Here is a 23,638-nt window from a genome sequence, read left to right on the forward strand (position 1 = left end):
GCGGGACGCCGGCGCGGCAGCGGCGGGCGGTCCGCGTCCCCGCTCCGTACCGCTGGTCCGTACCGCTGCTCCGGAGTGCGCTGGTGCGAGTGCCCGCCGAAGTCGTTCGTCGGAGGAATGTTCGCAGGTCAGGGCCGTTGGTCCCACCCATTCGGCCCCTTGGCCCCTGGCGATCCGCGCGGCCGGGCGCCATGCTGCCGGTACCGGCCGGGACGATCCGCATCCGGTCGGACCAACATCGTTGGACGAGGTGAACCGGCGTGCCGCATGCCACCGTCGAAACTGTGATGACCAGCCCCGTGGTCCGGATCGCACCCGAGACCGGATTCCGGGAGATCGTCGCGCTGCTGACCGAGTACGACATCACCGGGGTACCGGTGGTGGACCCGGACGGGCGGCCGCTCGGACTGGTGTCGGAGGCGGACCTGCTGCGCACCCTGGCCGCGCAGGAAGACCTCGGCAGTCTGCTGCCCCCGCCCGAATCGGCGCGGGCCGGGCAGGGCGGCGAGATCACGGCGGCGGACCTGATGACGGCCCAGCCGGTCTGCACCACGCCCGACAGCAGCGTGGTCGCGGCGGCCCGGCTGATGAGCCGGCACGGGCTGAAGCGGCTGCCGGTGCTGGACGAGGAGGGGCGGGTCGTCGGCATGGTGAGCCGGGGGGACCTGCTGCGGGTGTTCCTGCGCGAGGACCGGGTGATCCGGCGGGAGATCGTCGAGGAGGTGCTCGGCCGGATCGACGGGGTGAGCCCGGCGGAGATCGGGGTGGAGGTAGACCAGGGCCGGGTGGTGCTCAGCGGCACCGTGCCCGAGGCACACCTGGTGCCGATCGTGCTGAACCTGTGCCGCTCGGTGGACGGGGTGGTCTCGGTGACCGACCGGCTCCGGGCCGGAGGTGCCACGGCCTCGGTCGGCTGAGTGGTCGATCGTCGGCTCCGGTGTCGGCGCGGATCCGGTGTCCGCGCGGAGTCGGCGTCGGCGTTGTGTCGGGTGTCGGGTGTCGGGTGTCGGGTGTCGGGTGTCGCGTGTCGGCTCCGGCGTCGGCTCAGGATTGTCGTGGTCGTGTCGGCCCGGTTTGCATACTGCGGAGCGTATCGGGTAACTCACCCTGTGTGCCTGGCGGTTCGGACTGCCGGGACGCCGGAGCTTCGGGGAGGCGGCCGTGGCAGTCGTGTTCGACGCGGACTTCACTTCGACCAGGCAGTGGATCGCCGGGCGCAGCAGCGCGTACCCCCGGATGGGGCCGACCAACCGGAGCGACCACAAGCTCGACTACCTGAGCCACGAGTACTGCCCGGGCGGGGTGTTCAGCGCGGTCCGGCGGCGCACCGGCGGCCTCTGGACCTGCAACCTGCTGACCACCGAGGGCAGTCCGGAGGCCTTCCAGGTCCGCACCGGGGACGTGCTGTCGGCCCAGGTCACCCTGCCCACCGGGCTGGGTGCCTGGCCGGCGATCTGGACCTGGAGGGACGGCGGCAACGAGGTCGACGTCTTCGAGTACCACCCGGACAACCCGGACCTCCTGGAGATCTCCAACCACGTCCGCGGCGGCTTCCGGTACTGGCACGGCGGCGGCGTCGGGGTCGCCCCCGGCGCGAGCGTCGGCCTGCGGGTGGCGCTCGGCGCTCACTCGGTGGACTGGTACGTGGAGGACGAGCTGGTCTACGCGGACCTGCACGGGGTCGGGACCGGCTGGCACGCCTACCTGATCGTCAACCTGTCGGTGGCGGACGGGACGTACCACGACCGGCCGGCGTTCGACGGGCCGGACCGGCTGAGCTGGGTGTGCGAGAGCCTGACGGTCGAGCGCTGACCCGGCGGGGCGGGGTCACCGCTGTCGCTCCGCGTTCGGTCCGCGTTCGGTCTGTTCGGTCCGACAGCTGTGCTTTCGTTCCGGGCTCAGTCCGAGTTGGACCACACAGCAGTCCGGGGCCGTCCGGAGTGGCCACCGGCACCCAGGTCTAGTCGGCCTCGTGGATGCGGCCCCCGTCCAGCTCCAGGGCGTGCCGTGCGTCGGCCTCGCCCGTCCGAGGTCCTGTAGGGGACGCGTCCGACGATCCCGCGCAACCTCGCGCGCTCGTCCTCGGGGCAGGAGCGGTTCCAGGTGGCCGCGCCGGCGAACTCCTCCTCGAAGAGCCGACGCAGCGCGTCCAGTGTGGCGGGGTCGAACACCGGCACCAGGAAGCCCTCCGCCCGGCCCCGGCGGCACTCCTGGCCGCCGTACTGCTGCCGGTGGACGACACCGGTCGGGGCCGCGACGATCACGTGCAGCCACCCGCCCTCGGGCGGGCCGTCCTGGTCGAGGGTCACGAAGCGTCGGGGGAGCACGGGAGCAGTCTGGCCGACGGCCCGGCCGTCGGGTCAACGCCATTGCGCGGGGGTGTGCCGGTCAGAGGCGCGGCTAGGGCGCGAACGCGGCGGTGATCGGGCCGCCCGGGCCGGAGCGCTGGAACCAGACCGCCCGGCGGTGCGGGCCGATGTGCGCGGGGTCGGTGACGTACAGGTCGTCGCGCGGGGCGCGCTCGTTGCCGGGGGCCAGCGCGGCGTCCACCGCCTGGTCGGCGAGTTCGCGCAGCAGGGCGGTGACGGTGGCCTCGGCGGCGCTGGGGGCGATGGCGAGGGCGGCGAGTTCGCTCCAGAGCGCGGTGGAGAGGTAGGCGATCGGGGTGTGGCGGAGCGCGGGGTGGGGCCGGTGGTCGGTGTGGCGGCGGAGCAGGCCGTCCGCGACGAGCTGCTCGGGGGAGCGGTGGCCGTCGGGCGGATGGTGGTTCATAGGCGGAAACGCTACTCCGGTGGGCGGGGCCGCTTCGGCAGGAACGTTTTCTCAGGCTTTCTTCACGGCGCTTTGACCAGGTGCGGGCGCACGATGGTGGTAAGGCGCTGATCACCCCGGGCGGCGCGGCAGCTCGGGCCTCGTGGCGAGTGGGTCGCCACGGCGCCGCTCACCTCGGCGGGCCCGCTGGGCCGGAGGAGGAGGACCTGATGAGGCACTGGCATTGGCACGGTTACGGCCCCGGTCACGGACCGGGCGGCTGGGGCATCGCCGTGATGGTGATCATCTCGCTGCTCGTCCTGGCGGTGCTGGTGCTCCTGGCCGTCGCCCTGTTCCGGTACGTCTCCCGCTCGCGGCAGCCGATCCCGTACGGACCGGGCGCCTCCGGGGTGGCGGGTGGCGGGCCGCACGGGTGGGGGTCGCACGGCCCGACCCCGGAGCAGGTGCTCGCGGATCGGTTCGCGCGGGGCGAGATCGACGCGGAGGAGTACCGGCACCGGCTGGAGACCTTGCGCTCGCCGGGCGGCCAGGAGGGCCCGAGTGGCGGGGGAGGTCCGGGCGGTCCGACTGGCGCGGGTGGTCCGGACGGTCTCGGCGGCTGACCGACCGGGGGATCCGGGGATGGAGGGGCGGGGGAACGGGTGGGGCCCGCCGCACACGGGGTGCGGCGGGCCTCCCTGCCGGCGGGGCCGCCGGAGCGCGGGACTCGGGTCTGCCCGGCAGGATCCGCCGGACGGGCTCTGGCGGGGGCCTACTCGACGATCAGCTCGACCGAGATGTTGCCCCGGGTGGCGCGGGAGTACGGGCAGACCTCGTGGGCCTGCTTGACCAGCAGCTCGCCGGTCTCGCCCGCGAGCGACTCGGGCAGCTCCACCCGCAGCACGACGGACAGGCCGAAGCCGGCGCCGTCCTTGCCGATGGAGACCTCGGCGGTCACCGAGGCCTCGCCGGTGTCCACCCGGGCCTGCCGGCCGACCAGGCCGAGGGCGCTGGCGAAGCAGGCGGCGTAGCCGGCCGCGAACAGCTGCTCGGGGTTGGTGCCCTGACCGCTACCGCCGAGCGCGGGCGGCATCGCGAGGGCGAGGTCCAGCTGGCCGTCGGAGCTGACGGCGCGGCCCTCACGGCCGTTGGCGGTGGCGGCGGCGGTGTAGAGCGCGTCCATGGTGGGTCCCTTCGTGATGCGCGGTCCGTGGTGCGTGGAGGTGCGCGGAGGCATGTGGGGGTCGTGCTGCGTCGGCCGTGGCCGGCCCCTTGCGGTGGGCTCGGTCGGTGACCGCCCCATAATTAGAGCACACCATTCAATTGGGCACAACTGAATAGTGCGGCGATGGTCGGTACCATGGGGTCATGACCACGCTCCCCGGTATGGCGGACGAGGAACTGCTCCGCCTCGACCAGCAGATCTGCTTCTCGCTCAACGCGGCCTCGCGCGCCTTCGGTGGCGTCTACCGGGTCCTGCTCCGGGAGCTCGGGCTCACCTATCCGCAGTACCTGGTGATGCTGGTGCTCTGGGAGGACGGCGAACTGCCCGTCAAGCGGATCGGCGAGCGGCTGCGGCTCGACTCCGGCACCCTGTCCCCGCTGCTCAAGCGGCTGGAGGCGGCCGGATTGGTGCACCGTGTGCGCAGTCCCGAGGATGAGCGGTCGGTCACCGTCAGCCTCACCGTCGAGGGATCGGCGCTGCGCGGGCGGGCCGGCCAGGTGCCGCGCCGGCTGCTCGCGGCGACCGGACTGCCGGTCGAGGACCTGGCCGCGCTGCAGGTCCTGCTGGAGCGGGTGACCGTCGCGCTGGACTCGGCGGAGGTGGAGCCGGCGCCGTAGTCCCTGGGGCTGGCGTCGACCGTGGCGCGGGTGTCGCGAGGGCTGGCGTCGACCGTGGCGCGGGTGTCGCGAGGGCTGGCGTCGACCGTGGCGCGGGTGTCGCGAGGGCTGGCGTCGACCGTGGCGAAGGCATCGTCCGGCTTGTCAAGCCGACCTCCGGGCCGAGTGTGATCTGGGTCACGTCCGGGCTGGTGGGCGGTGATCCGCGTGCCCAAAGGAGCAGGTCAGCGGCACTGTTCGAAAATGAACGTAAACGTTCCCAAATGTCCGCCCGATCCGGTCGACAACCCGCACCTCCCGAACGGTTACAGCACGAGCCCCCCGAGGGGGCCGTCGGCGTGCCACCCGGGTGGGCCGGCCAGCTGACTCAGGAAGGGGGCGCGTGTGAACACTCCCGGGCCGGGCGGGGAGCGGAGCTTGCGAGCGGACCCGCTCGACGACCTGCCGAACGACTTCGAGGCGTTCTTCACCCGCGAGAACACCGGCTACCTCCGCTACGCCCAGCAGCGCCTGCGCCACCGCGAGGACGCCCAGGACGCCGTTCAGAACGCCGGCACCACCCTCTACAAGAACTGGCGCCGGGCCCTGGCCAGCCAGGACCCGCAGGCCTTCGCGTTCAAGATCGTCAAGGATGCGGTGGTCGACGTCCTGCGCGAGCGCCGGCGCGCCGAACGCAAACGGCTGCGGGTGATCGCCCAGCGCCGCCCCGACACCAGCCAGGACGAGCTGGAGGAACTCGCCGAACTGGACGCCCTGGACTGGGCGATGGACGAACTCGCGCGCGCCGCGCCGGTCCAGGCCGATGTCGTCCGGCTGCGTCAGGCGGGCCTGTCCTACCACGACATCGGCCGCTCGCTCGGCATCGCGCACACCACCGCCCGCACCTACTACAGCCTGGGGCGGCGGCACCTGGAGTACCTGCTGGAGCACCCGGACGACGGGCAGGCGACATGAAGGTCACCGGGCTGCTGCGCGCCCACACCGCCGAGCTGGACCAGGAGTTCCGTGACCACGACCCGGTGGCCTTCACCCGCCGGCTGGCCGAACGGCTGGCCGCCGCCCGCCGGACCACCCCCACCGGGCGCGAGCGACCCGCCCGCCCACCTGCCGTCGCCCGGCCGCCGCACGCCCCGGCGGCCTGGGACCATTCAGGCACCGCCGGACGGTCCGAACTGCGTCGCGACCTGCGGCACCTGTGCGCCGGGGTGGCGGGCGCGGTGGAACCGGGGGAGCTGGCCCTGGACCTCGAACTCGCCGAGAAGGCCGCGTTCCGCACCCTCGGCTGCCTGCTCTACGGCATGGGCCGCACCGCGGACGGGGTCTTCTGGTGGCGGATCGCCGTCCAGTACGGCGACCAGCTGGCCGTCCACTGCCTGGCGGTCCACTACGCCGCCGAGGGCGAACGGCGTGACGCCGCCCGTTGGGCCGCCGAGGCCGAGGACCTCAGCGACCCGGGGCGGCTGCCGCAACTCGCCCCGGAGGCCCGGCCGGGCTGCGCCGCCGAGCTGGCCCGACTGCTGGCGGAGCGCTACGACGGCGAGATTCTGCTGACCCTGCGGGGCGTCGTGGCGGCACCGTCGGTGGCGGACGAGGGGCGGCTGGGCGTGCGCGCGGTGCGGGGGCGGGGGGTGGTGCGGATCCGGTGACGGGGCTGGTGTGGTGGTGGGCCGGGTGCGGTGACCGGGTGGATCCGGTGACGGGTTCGGTGCTCTGGGCCAGGCGGATCGGCGGGTACTGGTCAGCTGAGTCCGGAGACGGCGCTGCCGAGGTAGTCGGCGCCGAGCACGATCGGGACGGCGGTCATGATCGCCGCGTGGTGCGCCGCCATCCAGGCGCGCCACTCGCCGAGGGCGTGGACCGAGCGGTCGGCACCGCGGAACTGGACGGTGAGCGGGACGATGGTGCCCAGCGAGCCGATCAGTACCAGCAGGGCGGCGGCCCCTGCCCGGGCTCCGGCGCCGGAGGGGGTGGCGGCGATCGAGGCGGCGCCACCGAGGGCCGGGATCAGGGTGGTGGGGCGGGACCAGACCAGGGCCGCGGCGAGGGCGGCGGACCGGGTCGGGGTGAGGCGATCGATCCCCAGCAGCCAGGTCGGTGGCGCGGTGACGTGCCCTGGCCGCGGGCGGTTGCGCCACTGCTGGGCCGCGAGGACGAGCAGGGCGATGCCCAGGGCGAGCTTCAGCCAGGACGACCAGGTCGGTCTGCCGCCGTCCGGGCTCAGCGCGCGCCCGGCCGCCACCACGAGCGCCACGACCGCCGCCAGGCCGAGCACCCAGCCGGCCGCGAACGCCGATCCGTTGGCCCGACCGCGCGGTGAGGCGAGGATCAGCAGCACGGCGATCAGCGGCAGCGGACTGAGCCCGACCGCCACCGCCGAGGCCAGCATCGGACCGATCGCCTCACCCATCCGCCTCACCCATCCGCGGACCTGCCTTCCCGTCCCCGGGCGCCGTCCGCCATTCAGCTACCGTCGGCGGCGGGGCGCACGGCCGGTACGGCCGTTCGGGTGAGGTCGAGCCGGTGGCGGGGCGATGTCCGGCGTGACGGCCGGGGGCCGCCGCACCGGTGTGGTGTGACGGTCCCCGCGACGGACCGGGTCGGCCGGTGCCCCGGTCCGTCGGTGCCCGGTCAGTCGGTGCCGGACTCGATCGCCGCGTGGTCGAGCGGGGTCGACCGGTTCTCGTCGCCGGTGCCGGCGGCGATCGGCGCCGCGCCGCCCGGGGCGAGCTCGCCGATCAGGCCGCTCCACTGCGCCAGCTGGCCATGACCCGCGTACTGCTCCAGTTTGCTGCGGGAGTCGGCGATGTCCAGGTTGCGCATGGTCAGCTGGCCGATCCGGTCGTCCGGGACGAAGGCGGCGTCGACGCTGCGCTCCATCGACAGCTTCTCCGGGTGGTAGCTGAAGTTCGGACCCTGGGTGTCGATCACCGAGTAGTCCTGGCCACGCCGCAGCCGCAGGGTCACGCTGCCGGTGACGGCCTGGCCGACCCACTTCTGCAGGCTGTCGCGGAGCATCAGCGCCTGCGGGTCGAACCAGCGGCCCTCGTACATCAGGCGGCCGAGGCGCCGACCCTGGGTGTGGTAGGTGGCGATGGTGTCCTCGTTGTGGATCGCGTTCAGGAGGCGCTCGTAAGCGATGTGCAGCAGCGCCATGCCCGGGGCCTCGTAGATGCCGCGGCTCTTGGCCTCGATGATCCGGTTCTCGATCTGGTCTGACATGCCCAGACCGTGCCGGCCGCCGATCTGGTTGGCCTCGTGCACCAGCTCCACGGCGGTGTCGAACTCACGGCCGTTGATCCGGACCGGACGGCCGAACTCGAAGTCGACGGTGACGTCCTCGGTCCGGATCTCGACGGACGGGTCCCAGAAGGCGACGCCCATGATCGGGGCGACGATCTCCATCGAGGTGTCCAGGTACTCCAGCCGCTTGGCCTCGTGGGTGGCGCCCCAGATGTTGGCGTCGGTGGAGTAAGCCTTCTCGGCGGAGTCCCGGTAGGGCAGGTCGCGCTCGGCCAGCCACTCGGACATCTCCTTGCGGCCGCCGAGCTGGTCGACGAAGTCCTGGTCCAGCCACGGCTTGTAGATCCGCAGGTTGGGGTTGGCAAGCAGACCGTAGCGGTAGAACCGCTCGATGTCGTTGCCCTTGTAGGTGGAACCGTCGCCCCAGATGGAGACGCCGTCCTCCTGCATGGCCCGGACCAGCAGCGTGCCGGTCACGGCGCGGCCGAGCGGGGTGGTGTTGAAGTAGGTCTGCCCGGCGGAGCGGATGTGGAAGGCGCCGCAGGCCAGGGCGGCCAGGCCCTCCTCGACCAGCGGGGCCCGGCAGTCGATCAGGCGGGCCTGCTCGGCGCCGTAGGCACGGCCACGGGCCGGGACATCGGCGAGGTTCGGCTCGTCGTACTGGCCGATGTCGGCCGTGTAGGCGTAGGGGACGGCACCGTGCTCGCGCATCCACGCGACCGCGACGGAGGTGTCCAACCCACCCGAGAATGCGATGCCGATCCGTTCACCGACCGGCAGCTTGCTCAAGACCTTCGACATGCATGCACCCTTGACCCACCCGCGGTGCGGGCTCCTGATTTAGCGACGTGTGAGGGGATTCGGCCTGATTGATCCGATGCCCGCACTCTGGCATAGATTTGCAGAGTACCGCAAGAGCATACGGACGCGTCGGTCGGGGTGGCTGCTCCTGTGGGTGGGTCCCCCTGGCCGCTCCGGGCATCAACTCCGTTGGATGGGGAGGCGTTTGGTGGCCTTGACGGGTTGCTCGGGCCGCGCGGGTCGGGGACTGGCGGGGAGCTGCAGGAAGCGGCGGGGAAAACGACGGGCCGGGCTCCCGAGGGGAGTCCGGCCCTGCAGTGGTGGCGGGGGTGCGAGGTCAGGCCTTGCGGCCGACGCCCGCGTACATCCAGCGGGTGGAGCCCGCGGTCGGGCCGTCCGGGCGCCAGAGCGGGACGAAGTCCACACCCGGTTCCAGCAGCTCCCAGCCCGTGAGGAAGGCCTCCACCTCGGAGCGGCCGCGGAGCCGGATGCGCGAGTCGGTGTCGTCCCAGGTCTTCACGACCTCGGCGGCCCGCTGCGGATTGCCCTCGGCGGTGCTGTGCGAGAGCAGCAGGAAACTGCCCGGGGCGAGCCGACGGTGGACCGCCTGGACGGCTGCGGCGGCCTGGGCGTCGTCGACGAAGTGCAGGACGGCCACCAGCATGACGGCGACCGGCTGGGAGAGGTCGATCAGCTCGCGCAGCGCGGGCCGGTCGAGCAGTTCGTCGAGATCGCGCAGATCGCCAGTCAGCACGGTGGTGGAGTCGTTGCTCGCGAGCAGCGCCCGGCCGTGGGCGAGCACGATCGGGTCGTTGTCGATGTAGACCACCCGGGAGTCCGGGGCCAGCTCCTGCGCGACCTCGTGCACATTGCCCCGGGCGGGCAGACCGGAGCCGATGTCGATGAACTGGCGGACGCCGGCCTCGACGCAGAGCCGGACGGCCCGGCGCAGGAAGGCGCGGTTCTCGCGGGCGGCCTGCGGGATGTCGGGCGCGGCGGCGATCGCGTGCTCTGCGGCCGCCCGGTCCGGCGGGAAGTTGTCCTTGCCGCCCAGCCAGTAGTCGTAGATCCGGGCCGGGTGGGGGCGGTGGGTCTGCAGCATCACCGGGTCCACGAAGCCCGCCGGGTCGGTCACGTCCGTGGTGTTCGTGGCGTTGTCGAACTCGGGCATCGGGTCCCCTCCGTTTGGCCTGATCAACTGTCATCAGAAGCTGGCAGCCAGCCGGTTGATCGGTTCTGCATCGTACCCGGCCCACTTGGAAGGACGATCAGCGCCCCGGGGCGGGTTCACCACGGGGGTCACCGGTGTCGGCGGAGGCCCGGGCGCGCAGCCAGGGCATCCGGGCGGCGAGGACGCCGAGGCCGAGGGCCACCAGGTGTCCGGCGTCGGCCAGTTGCTGGTCCGACGCCCAGGCGCCGGCCAGTGCGAGGGCCAGGGCCGGCAGACCGTACCGGCGCAGCGCGCGCGGGCCCAGGGCGAGCAGGCAGCCGACGGTGGCGACCAGCCCGTAGCTGATCCCCACGTCCCTCGCGCGGGAGAGCGCGCCCGGGATGCGGGCGGTCAGCATCACCCACATCGCCCCCTCGGTGAGCAGGGTGGCGCCGAGGTGACCGAGGACGAACACCGCGCCCGCGCGGGCCGGGCCCCAGCGCCACTCGGCCAGGCCCAGGGCGACGGCGACGGCCGCGATGCCGACCCACGCCGGGACGCCGTCGACCACCAGGCCGCTGGTGAACAGCGTCCACCACTTGCCCACCTCCATGTGGTGGACGTTGCTGCTGTTGTGCCGGACGAACCGGGCCCGCGCGGCATGGCTCTCGTTGGCGAGCCAGGAGGCGGTGAGGGTCAGCAGGACGACGTAGACGGAGGTGAGGCGCAGCCGGAGGGCGGTTCTGCGGGCCGTCGAGCGGAGGGCGGCCGTTCTGGACGCCGCTCGCGGGGCGGTGGCGGGGTCGGTCGGTTTCGTCGTCCCGAGGCGGTCCGTCATCGTGCCTGGCGCCCTTGCTGTGCGGTATCCGGTGCCGGCGGCTCCACGGGCAGCCGGAGAGCCAGCCTACGGCAGTCGGGGGTGCCCGTCCGCCGACGGTCCCCGGACGGGTGACGGCGGTGACGCCCGTGACGCCAGTGGGGCCCGTGCGGCCCGTGGAGCCCGAGCGGTCGGCAAGCGGCTCGCAGGCGGCCTGCGGGCGGTCGTCGGGCGGGATCACCCGAATGGGCCGCCGCGGCGGCGGGCGGGGGCCCGGCCGGGCGAGGGTGAGGGGGACCGTCGAGGAGGCGTCGATGACCGGCAGCTCCACCGGGGTGCGGCAGGCGCGCCGGGGGCCCTGGTGGGCGCGCGCGGCTCGGGCGGTGTGGCGGTACATCCGGCGCGCTCCCGGCACCTACATCTGGCTGGCGATCCTGCTGGTCACCACCCAGGTGATCCGGCACGTCGACCCGGTGACCGCGGACCGGATCCTGGAGCGGCGCTCCACCAACCTCCACCATCTGCAGGTCTCGCCGGTCCGGGTGCTGGCGACCAGCGCGCTGTGGATCGCCGGCGGCGGCTGGCTCGGCTACTTCGTGCTGTACAACCTGTTCCACGTGCCCGCCGAGCGCTGGCTGGGCACACTGCGCTGGCTCTCGGTCGCGGTGCTGGCGCACGTCGGTGCGACGTACCTCAGCGAGGGCGTCCTCGGCTGGGCGATCCACCGCGGCATCGCCGCGCCGAAGGCCGTCTACACGCTGGACTACGGCGTCAGCTACGCGCTCGCCGGGGTGGTCGCGGTGCTCACCTACCTCATCGTGCGGCCCTGGCGGTACCTGTACCTGGTGGGGGTGCTGGCCGTGTACGTCTACGGCGTCCACCACAGCCGGGACTACACCAGCATCGGCCACCTCAGCGCGGCGCTGATCGGGCTCGCCTGCTACCCGATCGCCCGGGACCGACCGGGCTCCTTCGACCCGGTCGCCTTCGTGCGGGCGGTCGGGCGGCGGTTGCGCGGGAGGCTGCGCGAGCGGTGAGGGGCGAGCGGTGAGGGGCGAGCGGTGATGGGCGAACGGTGATCGTGCGCCGTGCTCGACACTCGGCCGACGCGGTGTGGCAGCACCGGGCATTCGCTGAATGCCAACTGTTCGACAGTGTATGGCTCTTAACCGTCCTTTACCGAACGGGCCTTCCCTCCGACGGGCACACCCACCAGGCTTACTCCCTGCTTCGCCGGGACCGTGCGACCGCGCGGCCGGCCTCAGGGGAGGACCGCACTCGTGCCCATCAGGCAACATCGACGGCTGCTGCTCAGCGCTGTCACGCTCACCGCCCTCGGACTGACCACCACCCAGGCACTCGCCGCGCCGTCGACGTCGCCCACGGCGCAGCCCTGGCAGGTGCGGCACCAGGCGGACATCGGGAAGCAGCACGCCGCGAAGACCAAGAAGGCCACCGCCCTCTCGACCTTCAGCCCCAAGGCCGACTCGGAGGCCGGGGACGGCGGCGACGAGGCGGAGAACTCCGCGGAGGGCGTCGCCCAGTACACGGAGGCGCGCACCGCCCCCGGTGTCGTGGCGCCGGGCGCGTACAGCGCGGCCTGGGCGCAGCTGCAGTCGATGCCGCGCGCCGGCGGAAACTGGAAGCACGTCACCGACAAGCCGTACAACTCCGACGACCCGCGCTACCGGGACGTCAACTCCAACTCCAGCGGCGGCGCCGGCCTGGTGACCGGCCGGATCACCGGCATCGCGGCCGACAGCAACGGCTATGTGTACGCGGGCGGCGCCGACGGCGGGGTGTTCCGCTCCCGTACCGGTGGCGGCCAGTGGGAGCCGATCGCGGACAAGCTGCCGACCCTGTCCACGGGCACGCTAAACCTGGACGAGGGCGGCCGGCTCTGGTACGCCACCGGTGAGTCCAACACCGGGGCCACCTCCTATGTGGGCACGGGCGTGTACGTGCTGTCCGATCCGCAGCACGGGAAGTTCCAGCCCGGCGACCGGGTGGGCGGGGCGGAGCTGGAGTCGACCATCATCCACGCGCTGCGCTTCGGCGGCGGTAAGGTCTGGGCGGCCACCAGCCGGGGTGTGTGGAGCCACTCGACCTCCGACCTGTCGGGCCCGTGGACGCTGGAGTTCGCGCCCAACCCGGACTACCTGCCGGGTGGCTCCATGGCCAAGGACCCGAGCGCGCCGTACAAGAACATCGCCAATGACATCGCCATCGACCCCAAGGACCCGTCCAAGGTCATCCTGGCGGTCGGCTGGCGCGGCGGTGACACCTACAACGGCTTCTACAGCAAGGCCGCCGACGGCAGTTGGCAGCGCGTCGCCTCGATGGGCGACCTCCCGGCGGACGCTGCGAACGTCGGCAACGTGACCTTCGCGCGCTCGGCCGACGGTTCGCGCTACTACGCGATCGACCAGTCTCCGGACGTCATGGCGCACAACCCGGACACCGGCCTCAAGGGCATCTACGTCTCCAAGTCCGGCTCCCCGTACGGCCCGTGGACGCTCATCGCGGACAAGGACAAACTGAAGGGATCGGGCTCCGCGCTCCAGGACGCGGGATACCAGCCCGGTATCCAGGCCTGGTACAACCAGTCCCTCCAGGTCGACCCGGCCAACCCCGACCACGTCTACGCGGGTCTGGAGGAGGTCTTCGAGACCACCGACGGCGGCAGCAACTGGGCGACCGTCGGGCCGTACTGGAACAACGGCTTCCCGTGCTGGAGCATCGACCCGAGCAAGCAGACCGGTGACTGCTCGCCCACCACCCACTCCGACCAGCACGCCGTCGCCTTCGGCAGCTACCAGGGCAAGGTGAACGTCTACGTCGGCAACGACGGCGGCATCTACCGGCGCCCCGGCAAGGGGCAGTTGGACGCCTGGGGCCACGGCAAGGACTGGACGCCGCTCAACGACGGCACCATCGACACCCTCCAGTACTACTCGGTCGGCATCGGCAAGGACCCGGCGGACCGCTCCGGCAAGGGCGTCATCGTCACCGGCGGCCTCCAGGACAACGGCCAGTCGATCCTGCGCGCCCACGACAAGGTGATGGGCTCCAACTTCGGCGGCGACGGCGCGGACACCCTGGTCGACCCGGCCAACGGCTGCAACATCGCCGAGGAGTACGTCTACCTGGACATGTGGGTCACCCAGAACTGCGCGGTGAACGACGGCAGCTGGACGAAGGACCCGAGCAAGGCCACGTCCTTCGAGATCGCCCCGCCGGACAAGGACACCAGCGCCGCCCGCTTCATCGCGCCGCTCACCAGTGACCCCAAGGACAGCAACACCTGGATCGCGGGCGGTCAGCACGTCTGGGTGCAGCACAAGGGGTACGCGATCCGCAGCGGCAGCGAGTGGACCAGCGCGTACGACCTGGGCGCCGGGCACGTCGCCACGGCCGTCGCCACCGTCAACGGCACGGTGTACGCGGGCTGGTGCGGCCCGTGCAACAACCAGGGGTTCAGCCGCGGCATCGCGGTCGGCAACATCGACGGCACCGGTTGGCACCAGCTGAGCCTGCCCGTAGACGGCACCCTGCCGAACCGCTACATCTCCTCCTTCGCGGTGGACGAGAAGGACGCCCGGCACGTCCTCGTCGCCTTCAACGGGTTCTCCCGGACCTGGACCGAGGGCCCCGGCGCGGGCATCGGCCACCTCTTCGAGACCCGTGACGGCGGCGCGACCTGGACCGATGTGTCGGCGAACCTGCCCGACGTCCCGGCGACCTCGGTGAAGATCCTGCCCGGCGGCGGCCTCGCCCTCGGCACCGATCTCGCCGCCTTCTACCGCGCACCGGGCGAGAGCCGGTTCTCGGTGCTCGGCCGCAACCTGCCCACCACCGCGGTGCAGCAGCTCAGGACCGGCCCCGACGGCCGCCTCTACGCCGCCACCTTCGGGCGCGGCATCTGGTCGATCGACCCGCACGCGCTGTCCCAGGACGACAACAGCCAGGGTGACAACAACAGCCAGGGTGACGACAGCCAGGGCTGATCGTCCCGCTTCGTTTCCGGTGCCCGGCCCGCTCGGCACGAGCGGGCCGGGCACCGGCGCGTCCGGCCGGCGTCCGGTGCCGCGGGTGGGCGCAGTGGATGGATGCGGTAGGTGGGCGCGCGGCGAGGCCGGCTATTGGCCGACGCGCTGGGCCAGGCAGAGGATGTTGCCCTCGCTGTCCTTGAACCAGGCAGCGCGCATCCCCTCGCCCTCGGCCACGCCGTTGACCGTCTTGAGGCCGGGGAAGTCGTACTCCTCGAAGGTGATGCCGCGCTCACCCAGGGCGGACATCTCACCGTCGAGGTCGGCGACCTTGAAACTGGCGAGGGTGTGGGCGGCCTGTCCACCACTGGGGGTGCGGTAGACGGTGAACTGGGTCGCGCCGCATTCGCAGGTCAGTTCCTCCTCACCCTCCTCTACGAGCTTGAGGCCGAGGGTGCCGGTGTAGAAGGCCTTGGCGCGGGCGAGATCGGTGGCGGGGATGACCGCTTGCAGCGGTCCGTCTCCAAGCATGGTGTTTCGCCTCCTCTCGGTTACCAGGCTAGGGAGGTAGGGAGCCCGTCGCTCGGCGGGCGGGGACCGCTCCGGGCCGTGGGCGGCCGATCACGCCGAGGAGTTCAGGCAGGGACACGATGCAGTTGTCAAGGAGCGGTCAGTAGGCGGCCGGTCGGCGCGGGGGCCGGCAGGCTGCGGGTCGTATACCGTCCGTCATGGCGGGCCTCCTTCCTGAACGTCCTTGTGCTGCCGAGTGGTTCGTACGCTGTCACCCGGCGTGGTCGGTTCGCAACCGATTTATCACCCTCCTGTCGGCCAGGCCTCCGGGACCCGCTCCAGGACGCCGGCGCCGAACAGCTCGTACAGCGGCAGGGTCTCCAGGTGGACGTAGCCGATGTGGCAGTCGCACACCGACGACGGGCAGGCGCGTGGCCGCAGTTGAGCCCGGTAGCTGCCGTCGTAGAGGTTGCCGAGGACGTCCCGGACGAAGTGGCAGCGGCGCACCGTGCCGTCGCCGTCCACCGACAACACCGACTCGCCCGTGCGGCAGGGCAGCCCGGCGCTCGGGTGGGCGTGCCGGCTGTAGCCGAAGTGCGGGTCCAGGGACGTCCACTGGTCGGCCTCTGTGTCGGTGTAGTTGCGCCCCTCGGCCGCGTTGACCCACAGGTACACCTCGGGCGTGAGCGCCGCGCGCAGCCGCCGGGCCTCGGCGAGGTGCTCCGGCTGCCCGACCACGCCCACGCTGTAGCGCACCCGGAGCGCGTCCAGCTCGCGGCACTTGGCGAGGAAGCGGTCGTGCCGGACCTGGCCCGGGTGGTAGGTGACCCAGAGGGCGAGGGCCGTGCGGTCGGCCTCGGCGAGCCACTCGGTGCGGCAGCTGAGGTTGGTCTGGATCGCGACCCGGCGCACGTGCGGGAGCCGGCTCAGCTCGACCAGCGCGCGGCGGTACCAGGAGCGCACCAGGCCCTCACCCCAGGGGGTGAACAGCAGCGAAAGGGTATCGCCGCTGCCCGCGCGGGAAGCGGCCCAGGTGGTGAAGCGTTCCAGCGCCGCTCGGTCGGCCCGCAGTTGATCGGGGGTGTCGCGGCGCTTGGCGAACGGGCAGTAGGGGCAGTCGTAGTCGCAGGAGGAGAGCGGCCCGCGGTAGAGCAGGGTGAGGTCCCGGGGCTGCGCGTCGTCGTCGCCCCCGGCGGCGGGCGCGGCCGAGGGCATGCCGAGGAAGGTCATTTCGCCTCGTAGGCCGCCATCAGAGCCCGGACCTCGGGCGAGAAGAGCAGCGGGCCCACCGCGTCCGAGTGCGCCAGCCCATCCGGGGTGAGCCTCAAGTGCTCCGGATCGTCGGTGAGCCAGCCGCGCTCGGCGAACCCGGCCAGCTCCGCCCCGAAGTCCTCGCCCGGCGAACCGCCGAAGCGGGCGCGGTAGTCGGCCAGCGGCATGCCCTCGGCCTGCAGCAGCGACTGCACCAGGTGGCGGCGGCGCGGCTCCGCACCACCCATCCAGTGGCCCACCTCGGCGCGGTGGAAGTCCTCGGTGGCGACGTAGTCGTCGATGATGCCGCGCACCTCGGAGGCGTTCACCGCGTAGTCGAAGGAGTAGTGCAGCCGCGAGGTGTAGGAGCGGGCGCCGCAACCCAGGCCGACCATGCCGTCGGTCTGGCAGGCGTACTCGCTCGCGCCGGCCTGCGGGGAGGCCGCGCGGCGGAACATCCGCATCGACACCTGCTCGTAGCCGTTGGCCAGCAGGTGGTCCCGGCCGGCGCGGTAGAGCGCGAGCCGGCGGGCGTCCCAGGCGGCGGCACTCTCCTGCTCGCCGAGGCGGGCCAGGCCGGTGAGTGGGCGCACGTACAGCGGGTAGAGGTACAGCTCCTCGGGGTGCCAGTGCAGGGCGGCGTCCAGCGAGCGCAGCCAACTCGTCTCGGTCTGGCCGGCTATGCCGTAGATGAGGTCGATGTTCAGCACCGGGATGCCGGCGGCGCGGATCCGGCCCAGGGCGGCCTCCGCCTCGGCCCGCTTCTGCGGGCGGACGGCCGAGCGGGCCTCGGTGTCGTCGAAGGACTGCACGCCCATGCTCAGCCGGGTGGTGCCCCGGGCGGCCAGTACCTCCAGCCGGTCGGCGGTCGCGGTGGCGGGCGAGGCCTCCACCGACAGCGGCACCGCCCGGAGGTCGACACCCATCCGCTGCTCGGCGATGTCGCACAGCCGCTCCAGCTCGGCGGCCGTCAGGTAGGTGGGGGTTCCGCCGCCGAACGCGGCCAGCGCGAACCGGGCGCCCTCGTCGAGCGCCGAACGCACGGCGACGGCCTGGCGCTCCAGGGCGTCCAGGTAGGCGGTGGTCAGGCCCTCGGGGCTGCCGATCCGGGTGAACAGGTTGCAGAAGCCGCAGCGGACCTCGCAGAACGGGATGTGCAGGTACAGCGAGAGGGCGTGCTGCGGCTCTCCGCTCCACAGCTCGCTCAGCGGCGGGCGCTCGGGCAGCGGGCGGTAGGCCGTCTTGTGCGGGTAGGCGTAGACGTACGACTGGTACGGCGAGTCGGGGAGCGGGGGTGCGGCGGTCATCGACGCTCCTCAGCGGTGGCGGCGGCGGTGGCGGTGGCGGCGGTGCCGGTGGGCCGGGTGGGGATGGTGAAGTGGGCGTACGGGACCGTCCAGACCACCTCGTGGCCGATCCGGTGCCCGGTGTAGCCGTCCTCGCCGTACGCCGTGCCGTGGTCGGAGCAGACGATGGCGAAGCAGGGGCGTCGGGCGCTCATCGCCGCGAACAGGCGGTCGATGTGGGCGTCCACGTACTCCAGCGCGGCGGCGTGGCTGGCCCGGGAGTCACCGTGCTCACGGGTGGCGCCGGGCAGGTGGAACCAGTTGGGCTGGTGCAGCGCCGAGACGTTCAGGAACAGGAACAGCGGCTGCTCGGCGGGCTGTTCGGCGGCGACCCGCTCGGCCCGGGCGACCTGCTCCTCGAAGGACGTCGGGGAGGCCACACCCAGCTCCGGTGCCCAGTGGCTCTCCTGGAACAGGCCGGGCAACACGGAGCCGAGCGGGCCCTGCTTGTTGAAAAAGCCGACGCCTCCGATGCAGACCGTTCGGTACCCGGCCGCGCCCAGGGCGGTCGGCAGGTCGGGCGCGTCGAAGACCCAGGTCCGGGTGGCCGTGCTCTCCGAACCGGCGAAGCGGGCGGCGAACAGCCGGGGGTGGGGGCCGCCGGGCGAGGCGGGGGTGGGCAGGAAACCGGCCATGATCGCCTGGTGGGAGGCGTAGGTGAAGCTACCGGGCGCGTGCCGGCGCTCCCAGCGGCCGCCGGGGAGGAAGGCGGCCAGGTGTGGGATGCGGCCGGCCGAGGCCAGCTCCTCGGCGACGTCGAAGCGCAGCGTGTCGAGGGTGACGAGCAGCAGGTCGTGGCTGCCCACCACCGCGTTCATGTCGGGGTTCGGGTCGGGCTCGGGGGTGGCCGGTTCGGGCGTGGGCTGGTGGCTCATCGGGTGGGTTCCAGGATCTGGTGGTGCGTCGGGACGGGGGAGCGGTCGGTGCGGACGGCCTGGTCGGCGAGGTCGGTGTGCCGGGTGAGGGCGGCGAGTTGGGCGCCGTAGGTGTCGAGGCCCTCGGCCGGGCCGCCGGGCAGGCCGGTGAGGTTGGGCAGCAGGTCGCCGAAGGCGTTCACCTCGCCGACCAGGGCGCGGCGCCAGCCGGCCGTGGGCAGGACGTCCACGCCGACCATCGGCGAGCCGGGGAAGCAGGCCGCCGCCCGCTCGGCCGTCTCCAGCAGGGCCGGCCAGGCCGGGCCGGCCGCCTCCCGGGCCTGGTCGAGACTGCCCCGGGCGCCGCCGAGGTGCAGGTTGGTCATCGGCTGGGCGCTGGTGCGCACCACCGCGTGGGTGGCCCGGCCCGCGACCACCACGACGCGGAGGTCCGCCGAGCGGCCGGACTGCGAGGACTTGGGGATCCACTGCTCGACGTGCACCCCGTCCGGCGCCAGGCGGTCGACGATCGCGGCCACCTCGCGCTCGTCGCGGTAGCGGCGCACCCGCAGCGAGTTGTGCAGCCGGCCGTCGGCCAGCTCGACCGAGGTGGTGGCCAGCAGTTGCCCGCGCGGGCCGAATTCCAGCGCGATCACCCCGGAGGCGGAGGAACCGTGCGCGGGCTTGACGAAGACCCGGCGCAGACCGGCTCCGGCGAGCCGCCCGCGCAACTGGTCCCAGTCGCGGACCTCGCCGCCGAGCGCCCGGGGCACCGGCACCCCGGCCACGGCCAGCAGCGCGTGCGCCCGGCGCTTGTCGAACATCTCGGCGATCTCCTCCGGTTCGCCGAGCAGCCGCACGCCCGGGTGCGCGGCCAACCCGCGCAGGGCGGCCAGCACCCCCGCGTACCAGGCGGCCGTGCCCTCGACCCTGGTCGGCGCGTAGCCGGAGCCGAGCGCCGGACCGCGCAGCAACTCGTCGACCAGGGGCTCCTCACCCGGGGACTCGATGCGCAGCAGGGTGCCCTCGGGCAGCCGGTACCCGCCGCGCAGCACGTCCAGCCAGGGCAGGACCGCGGGCTCGGGCAGGCCGGCGGCCCGGGCCGCGGCGGCGAACAGCGTCACCCGCCGGTGCCCCGGGTTGCCGAGGACGGTCAACCGCCGTGTCATCGCGCCGCCACCGCCTACTCGGCGACCGCGACGTAGCGGTCCGCGTCGTCCTCGCCGGCGTCCTCCGCCTCGGTGAGGTCGAGCTCGACCCCGGGCAGGGACTCCCGCAGACGCTGCTGCATCTCCTCCGAGAGGTAGTGGTGGTGCAGGTCGAGCGAGCGCAGGTGGGTGAGCGGCTGGCCCTCCAGGAGGGCGGTCGCGCCCGCGTCGGAGAGCACGCCCATGGACAGGTCGAGCGACTCCAGCCGGGCGACCACTGGTGCGTGGGCCAGCGCGGCCGCGATCTCGTCCTGGAACTCGCTGTTCTGCAGGCCCAGGTGGCGCAGCTCCGGCAGGCGCGAGCCGTCCAGGAAGGGTCCGAGGTCGTCGAGCGTGGCGTCACCGCCGTACTCGTCCACCCCGAGCCACAGCTCCAGCCGCCGCAGGGCGGGCAGTTCGGAGCCGGCCACCGCGCGCACCACGGTGGCCGGCATGCCGCCGGACTCGAAGCGCAGGGACGACAGCCGCTCGTGCTGCACCGGCAGCAGGCAGAGGTCCGTGCTGCCGCGCACGGCCAGCGAGGTCAGCCCGGGGAAGGCGGTCAGCAGCGGGGTGACGTCGCCCATCTCCAGCCAGGAGATCTCGCACTCGTCGAAGGTGACGTCGCCGAGGAACAGTGCCTCCAGGGCGGGCAGCCGGTCGGCCTCGGCGGCCATCGCCTCGACCACGGCCCGCACGGACGAGTAGCCGCCCTGCCACCAGGGGCCGATCACCACGGCGCGGATCCCGGCCGGGTCGACGGCCCGGAGGAAGGACCGCCAGAGCTCGGCGAAGCCGTGCTTGGCGTCGTATTCGAGGGCGAGCCGCCAGGCGACCTCGCCGGCGGCGGGCCGCGGCCCCGCGTCGTCGGGGGCGAACTCGTGGATCGGCAGCTCGTGGAAGCGTTCGAGATGGTGCGCGACCGTCATGTCGGATCCTGGTAGGTGCGTTCGGGCGGATGAGGGGACGGGGCCGGGGGCTACTCGGCGACGGCGACGTAGCGCCACTGGTCGTCGGGCTTGCCCGGCTCGGAGAGGTCGAGTTCGACCCCGGGCAGGGCCTGGCGCAGGCGCTGCTGGAGCTCGTCGGTGAGGTAGTGGTGGTGCAGGTCGAGCGAGCGCAGGTGGGTGAGCGGCTGGCCCTCCAGGAGGGCGGTCGCGCCCTGGTCCGTCAACACGCCCATGGACAGGCTGAGCGACTCCAGCCGGGCGACCACTGGTGCGTGGGCCAGCGCGGCGGCGATCTCGTCCTGGAACTCGCTGTTCTGCAGGCCCAGGTGGCGCAGCGCGGGCAGACCGGTGCCGTCCAGGAAGGGCGTGAGGTCGCCGATCGTGGCGTCGCCGCCGTAGTTGTCCACCCCCAGCCAGAGCTCCAGCCGCTCCAGGACGGGGAACTCGCAGGCGGCCACCGAGCGGACCACCGCGGCCGGCAGCCCGCCCGCCTCGAAGCGCAGGGCCGTCAGCGCCTCGTGCCGCAGCGGCTCCAGGGCGAGGCCGCCGTGGCCCTCCCAGTCCTCCGAGGCACCGCGCACCACCAGCTCGTTCAGCGCCGGGAACGCCGTCAGCAGCGGCGTCACGTCGCACTGCTGGATCCAGGAGATCTCGCACTCCTCGTACGTGATGTCCCCGGCGAACAGGGCGCGCAGGGCCGGCAGCCGGGGTGCGGCGGCGACGAGTGCGTCCAGCGGCTCCTGGAAGGAGTCCGGCTCGTCCGGCGCCCACTGGCCGATCACCAGGGCGGTGACCCGCTCGGTGTCGACGGCGTCGAGGAACTGCTGCCAGCGCTCGGCCCAGGACCGCTCGGACTCGTAGTCGAGCCGGATCCGCCACGCGGCCGCCGCCGCGTCCGGCAGCTGGACGTCGGCCGCCCCCGCCTCCTCCAGGGCCTGGACGAAGTCGAAGACCGGGAGACCGTGGAACTGCTCGAGGTGGTGGTTGACGGTCATGCGCTGCTCCTCCGGGGGTTCGGACCGAACAAGTGTCTACCAGTCGGGACCGACAACCCGGCGGCCGGGTGGCGGCCGGGGCGCGTTGTCAGACCCTTGCTCTACGTTCAGGTCATGGCTCCGGAGCGTGACCGTGTCCGGTACGGCGGAGCCATGGGCTCCGGCGCCCGCCGGGTCCGGCCGTACGGCGAGGGAGGACTGATGTACCGCCAGGGCGACGTGTTGATCGTGCCGGTCGCTGAGACCGTGGTGCCGCTTCGGGTGCCCGGGCTGGCCGTGCAGCCACGGGACGCGCGGGGGCGGATGGTGCTCGCGCTCGGCGAGGTCACCGGCCACGCCCACGCCGTGGTCGGCCCCGGCGAACTGCGGCGGGAGGCGGGGCCGTTCGGTGAGGCCTGGCTGCACCTGCCCGAGGGCGGCCGGGTGGTGCACGAGGAGCACGCGGCGATACCGCTGCCCAAGGGGTGGTACCGGGTGATCCGCCAGCGCGAGTACGTCCCGGGCGCGGTGCGGGTGGTCGCGGACTGACCTCCGGTCCGCCGTCGCCGATGCGGTCCGCGCTGCGGGCTGCTGGCCGCTCGGCGGTGCGGCGGAGGGCCGGTCGGCCGGTCGGCAAGCGGCCGGCGGGCGTGGACCGCGGAACGGGAAGCAGAACGGATGGCCGAGTGGGAGCCCGGCCGGGGAACGGAGTGGACGATGGAGACGGTGACCCGCGACAACCCGGCGGACGCGGCGCCGGCGGACGGCACCGGCGGGGTGACGGCGCGGTGGCGGACGGCCTCGGCGGCCACCGGGCCGGCCGACCGGACGGCGGTCGAACGCGCGGTCCGGGCCGCCTACCGGGCGGCCGGGCTGCCCGAACCCACCGCCGTGCACTGGTTCGGTTCGCCGCTCGCGGCGGCCGAGGCGGCGCTGGAGCTGCGGGCCGACGGCGCGGTGAGCGTGCGCGAGGCGGTCCGCACCCGGCCCTGGGAGGAGGCCCGGCGGCAGGCCGTCGAGCAGGTCGGCGCGGCCGGCTGGGCGGCGCACTGGGCGCTCACCGGCGGCGAACTCGGCCCGGTCACCACACCGCTGGCCGACCGGGTGCGCAACGCCGTGCTCGACCGGCTCGCACCCGAGGCCGACCGCGACGAGGACTCCGCCGAGGCGGCCGCCGCCGCCCGGGCCCGCCGCACCACCGTCCGCCTGGCCCTGCTGGACGCCGTGCGCGGCCAGCACGACGCGCCCTGGTTCGCCGCCCTCGAGGCCGCCGGAGCGGGCGCCGAGGCCGTCGCACCGCTCGCCGAGGTAGCGCGGGAGGCGGGCTGGTGGTGGCCGTACCGGGACGTGGCGCTGGTCTCGGAGCGGCCGGTCGCCCTGCACCGGGACGAGGCCGGCCGGCTCGACCGGGCGGACGGCCCGGCCCTGGAGTACGCCGACGGCTTCGCCCTGCACGCCTGGCGCGGCATGCCCGTCCCCGCGGAGTTCCTGGCGGGCCTCGGCGGGGTGACGGTCGAGCGGATCCGCACCGAGGAGAACGCCGAGCTGCGCCGCGTCCTGTTGGAGTACTACGGCTACGAGCGCTACCTGGCCGACTCCGGCGCCGAGCCCGTCCACCACGACGAGGCCGGGGTGCTGTGGCGGATCGTGCTGCCGGACGACGAACCGGTGGTGATGGTCGAGGTGGTCAACTCCACCCCCGAGCCCGACGGCACCTTCCGGACCTACTGGCTGCGCGTCCCGCCGGGCATCCGCACCGCCCGGGCCGGGGTCGCGTGGACCTTCGGCATACCGGAGACGGCCTACCACCCGCAGCGCGAGACCTGACCGGCCCGGCCTCCGGCGCCCGGCACGGGCCGACGGACTGCGCGTGTTGACCCTTACCCCACGTCAGGCTTCACGGTGGGGACGGCGCAGCACCCAGCTGCCCGAGGCGCGAACACACGGACGCGGACCACAGGATCACCGGGAGGAAC

General features: G+C 73.3%; 24 protein-coding genes. 10 read left to right on the forward strand and 14 right to left on the reverse strand.

What is annotated here, in order from left to right:
• Positions 1-287 precede the first annotated feature (287 nt).
• Positions 288-917 (forward strand): CBS domain-containing protein, encoded by a 630-nt coding sequence (locus ACZ7BZ_RS21760; protein WP_380452381.1) that lies wholly within the window; start codon positions 288-290, stop codon positions 915-917.
• Positions 918-1,161: 244 nt separating this feature from the next.
• Positions 1,162-1,812, forward strand: coding sequence for a LamG domain-containing protein (locus ACZ7BZ_RS21765; protein WP_380452383.1), 651 nt, complete (start codon positions 1,162-1,164; stop codon positions 1,810-1,812).
• 86 nt (positions 1,813-1,898) lie between these two features.
• Here ACZ7BZ_RS21765 and ACZ7BZ_RS21770 read toward each other — a convergent pair whose 3' ends face one another.
• Positions 1,899-2,327: a DUF6210 family protein gene (locus ACZ7BZ_RS21770; RefSeq protein ID WP_470359707.1), complete on the reverse strand. Its 429-nt coding sequence runs from the start codon at positions 2,325-2,327 to the stop codon at positions 1,899-1,901.
• Between the two features lie 73 nt (positions 2,328-2,400).
• The gene (locus ACZ7BZ_RS21775) at positions 2,401-2,772 is read right to left on the reverse strand and encodes a hypothetical protein (protein WP_470359708.1); all 372 of its coding nucleotides are present in this window, start codon (positions 2,770-2,772) and stop codon (positions 2,401-2,403) included.
• A gap of 209 nt (positions 2,773-2,981) precedes the next feature.
• Between ACZ7BZ_RS21775 and ACZ7BZ_RS21780 the strand changes: the two genes are divergently transcribed.
• A complete protein-coding gene (locus tag ACZ7BZ_RS21780; protein WP_470359709.1) occupies positions 2,982-3,374 on the forward strand; it encodes an SHOCT domain-containing protein in 393 nt (130 codons plus the stop codon).
• A gap of 149 nt (positions 3,375-3,523) precedes the next feature.
• On the opposite strand, the gene ACZ7BZ_RS21785 is transcribed toward ACZ7BZ_RS21780, so the two are convergent.
• On the reverse strand, positions 3,524-3,934 hold the full coding sequence (locus ACZ7BZ_RS21785; protein ID WP_380452391.1) for an organic hydroperoxide resistance protein: 411 nt from the start codon (positions 3,932-3,934) through the stop codon (positions 3,524-3,526).
• Positions 3,935-4,119: 185 nt separating this feature from the next.
• Between ACZ7BZ_RS21785 and ACZ7BZ_RS21790 the strand changes: the two genes are divergently transcribed.
• From ACZ7BZ_RS21790 to ACZ7BZ_RS21800, 3 genes are all read left to right on the forward strand, one after another.
• Positions 4,120-4,593 (forward strand): MarR family winged helix-turn-helix transcriptional regulator, encoded by a 474-nt coding sequence (locus ACZ7BZ_RS21790; protein WP_470359710.1) that lies wholly within the window; start codon positions 4,120-4,122, stop codon positions 4,591-4,593.
• A 417-nt stretch (positions 4,594-5,010) separates the two neighbouring features.
• Positions 5,011-5,547, forward strand: coding sequence for an RNA polymerase sigma factor (locus tag ACZ7BZ_RS21795; RefSeq protein ID WP_470359711.1), 537 nt, complete (start codon positions 5,011-5,013; stop codon positions 5,545-5,547).
• Positions 5,544-6,239 (forward strand): hypothetical protein, encoded by a 696-nt coding sequence (locus tag ACZ7BZ_RS21800; protein WP_470359712.1) that lies wholly within the window; start codon positions 5,544-5,546, stop codon positions 6,237-6,239. Before ACZ7BZ_RS21795 ends, ACZ7BZ_RS21800 begins: the two co-directional genes overlap by 4 nt.
• Before the next feature lie 92 nt (positions 6,240-6,331).
• Here ACZ7BZ_RS21800 and ACZ7BZ_RS21805 read toward each other — a convergent pair whose 3' ends face one another.
• The 4 genes from ACZ7BZ_RS21805 to ACZ7BZ_RS21820 form a co-directional block, all read right to left on the reverse strand.
• Positions 6,332-7,000, reverse strand: a complete 669-nt coding sequence (locus tag ACZ7BZ_RS21805; RefSeq protein WP_470359713.1) for a GAP family protein — start codon at positions 6,998-7,000, stop codon at positions 6,332-6,334.
• Between the two features lie 221 nt (positions 7,001-7,221).
• Positions 7,222-8,634: an argininosuccinate synthase gene (gene argG / locus ACZ7BZ_RS21810; protein ID WP_380452401.1), complete on the reverse strand. Its 1,413-nt coding sequence runs from the start codon at positions 8,632-8,634 to the stop codon at positions 7,222-7,224.
• A 337-nt stretch (positions 8,635-8,971) separates the two neighbouring features.
• Entirely contained in the window at positions 8,972-9,805 is an 834-nt protein-coding gene (locus tag ACZ7BZ_RS21815; protein ID WP_380452403.1) for an SAM-dependent methyltransferase, read from the reverse strand.
• 97 nt (positions 9,806-9,902) lie between these two features.
• Complete coding sequence (locus ACZ7BZ_RS21820) at positions 9,903-10,622, reverse strand: rhomboid-like protein (protein WP_470359714.1); 720 nt, start codon at positions 10,620-10,622, stop codon at positions 9,903-9,905.
• Between the two features lie 293 nt (positions 10,623-10,915).
• On the opposite strand from ACZ7BZ_RS21820, the gene ACZ7BZ_RS21825 reads away from it, so the two are divergent.
• Together ACZ7BZ_RS21825 and ACZ7BZ_RS21830 are read left to right on the forward strand one after the other, a co-directional pair.
• A complete protein-coding gene (locus tag ACZ7BZ_RS21825) occupies positions 10,916-11,638 on the forward strand; it encodes a rhomboid-like protein (RefSeq protein WP_470359715.1) in 723 nt (240 codons plus the stop codon).
• A gap of 243 nt (positions 11,639-11,881) precedes the next feature.
• The gene (locus tag ACZ7BZ_RS21830) at positions 11,882-14,608 is read left to right on the forward strand and encodes a glycosyl hydrolase (protein WP_470359716.1); all 2,727 of its coding nucleotides are present in this window, start codon (positions 11,882-11,884) and stop codon (positions 14,606-14,608) included.
• A gap of 132 nt (positions 14,609-14,740) precedes the next feature.
• Here the strand turns inward: ACZ7BZ_RS21830 and ACZ7BZ_RS21835 are convergent, their stop codons facing one another.
• From ACZ7BZ_RS21835 to ACZ7BZ_RS21865, 7 genes are all read right to left on the reverse strand, one after another.
• Entirely contained in the window at positions 14,741-15,121 is a 381-nt protein-coding gene (locus ACZ7BZ_RS21835) for a VOC family protein (RefSeq protein ID WP_470359717.1), read from the reverse strand.
• A gap of 282 nt (positions 15,122-15,403) precedes the next feature.
• A complete protein-coding gene (locus tag ACZ7BZ_RS21840) occupies positions 15,404-16,315 on the reverse strand; it encodes an STM4011 family radical SAM protein (protein WP_470359755.1) in 912 nt (303 codons plus the stop codon).
• 11 nt (positions 16,316-16,326) lie between these two features.
• Complete coding sequence (locus tag ACZ7BZ_RS21845) at positions 16,327-17,658, reverse strand: STM4012 family radical SAM protein (protein WP_470359718.1); 1,332 nt, start codon at positions 17,656-17,658, stop codon at positions 16,327-16,329.
• Positions 17,655-18,515, reverse strand: a complete 861-nt coding sequence (locus ACZ7BZ_RS21850; RefSeq protein ID WP_470359756.1) for an STM4013/SEN3800 family hydrolase — start codon at positions 18,513-18,515, stop codon at positions 17,655-17,657. Before ACZ7BZ_RS21850 ends, ACZ7BZ_RS21845 begins: the two co-directional genes overlap by 4 nt.
• A gap of 53 nt (positions 18,516-18,568) precedes the next feature.
• On the reverse strand, positions 18,569-19,720 hold the full coding sequence (locus ACZ7BZ_RS21855) for an STM4014 family protein (RefSeq protein ID WP_470359719.1): 1,152 nt from the start codon (positions 19,718-19,720) through the stop codon (positions 18,569-18,571).
• A gap of 14 nt (positions 19,721-19,734) precedes the next feature.
• Entirely contained in the window at positions 19,735-20,667 is a 933-nt protein-coding gene (locus tag ACZ7BZ_RS21860) for an STM4015 family protein (RefSeq protein WP_470359720.1), read from the reverse strand.
• Positions 20,668-20,717: 50 nt separating this feature from the next.
• Positions 20,718-21,683: an STM4015 family protein gene (locus tag ACZ7BZ_RS21865; RefSeq protein WP_470359721.1), complete on the reverse strand. Its 966-nt coding sequence runs from the start codon at positions 21,681-21,683 to the stop codon at positions 20,718-20,720.
• A 201-nt stretch (positions 21,684-21,884) separates the two neighbouring features.
• Between ACZ7BZ_RS21865 and ACZ7BZ_RS21870 the strand changes: the two genes are divergently transcribed.
• Positions 21,885-22,211, forward strand: a complete 327-nt coding sequence (locus tag ACZ7BZ_RS21870; RefSeq protein WP_465743164.1) for a hypothetical protein — start codon at positions 21,885-21,887, stop codon at positions 22,209-22,211.
• 168 nt (positions 22,212-22,379) lie between these two features.
• Positions 22,380-23,489 (forward strand): DUF6745 domain-containing protein, encoded by a 1,110-nt coding sequence (locus ACZ7BZ_RS21875; protein ID WP_470359722.1) that lies wholly within the window; start codon positions 22,380-22,382, stop codon positions 23,487-23,489.
• The last annotated feature ends 149 nt before the right edge of the window (positions 23,490-23,638 follow it).

It is taken from the genome of Kitasatospora sp. NPDC036934 (assembly GCF_055608425.1).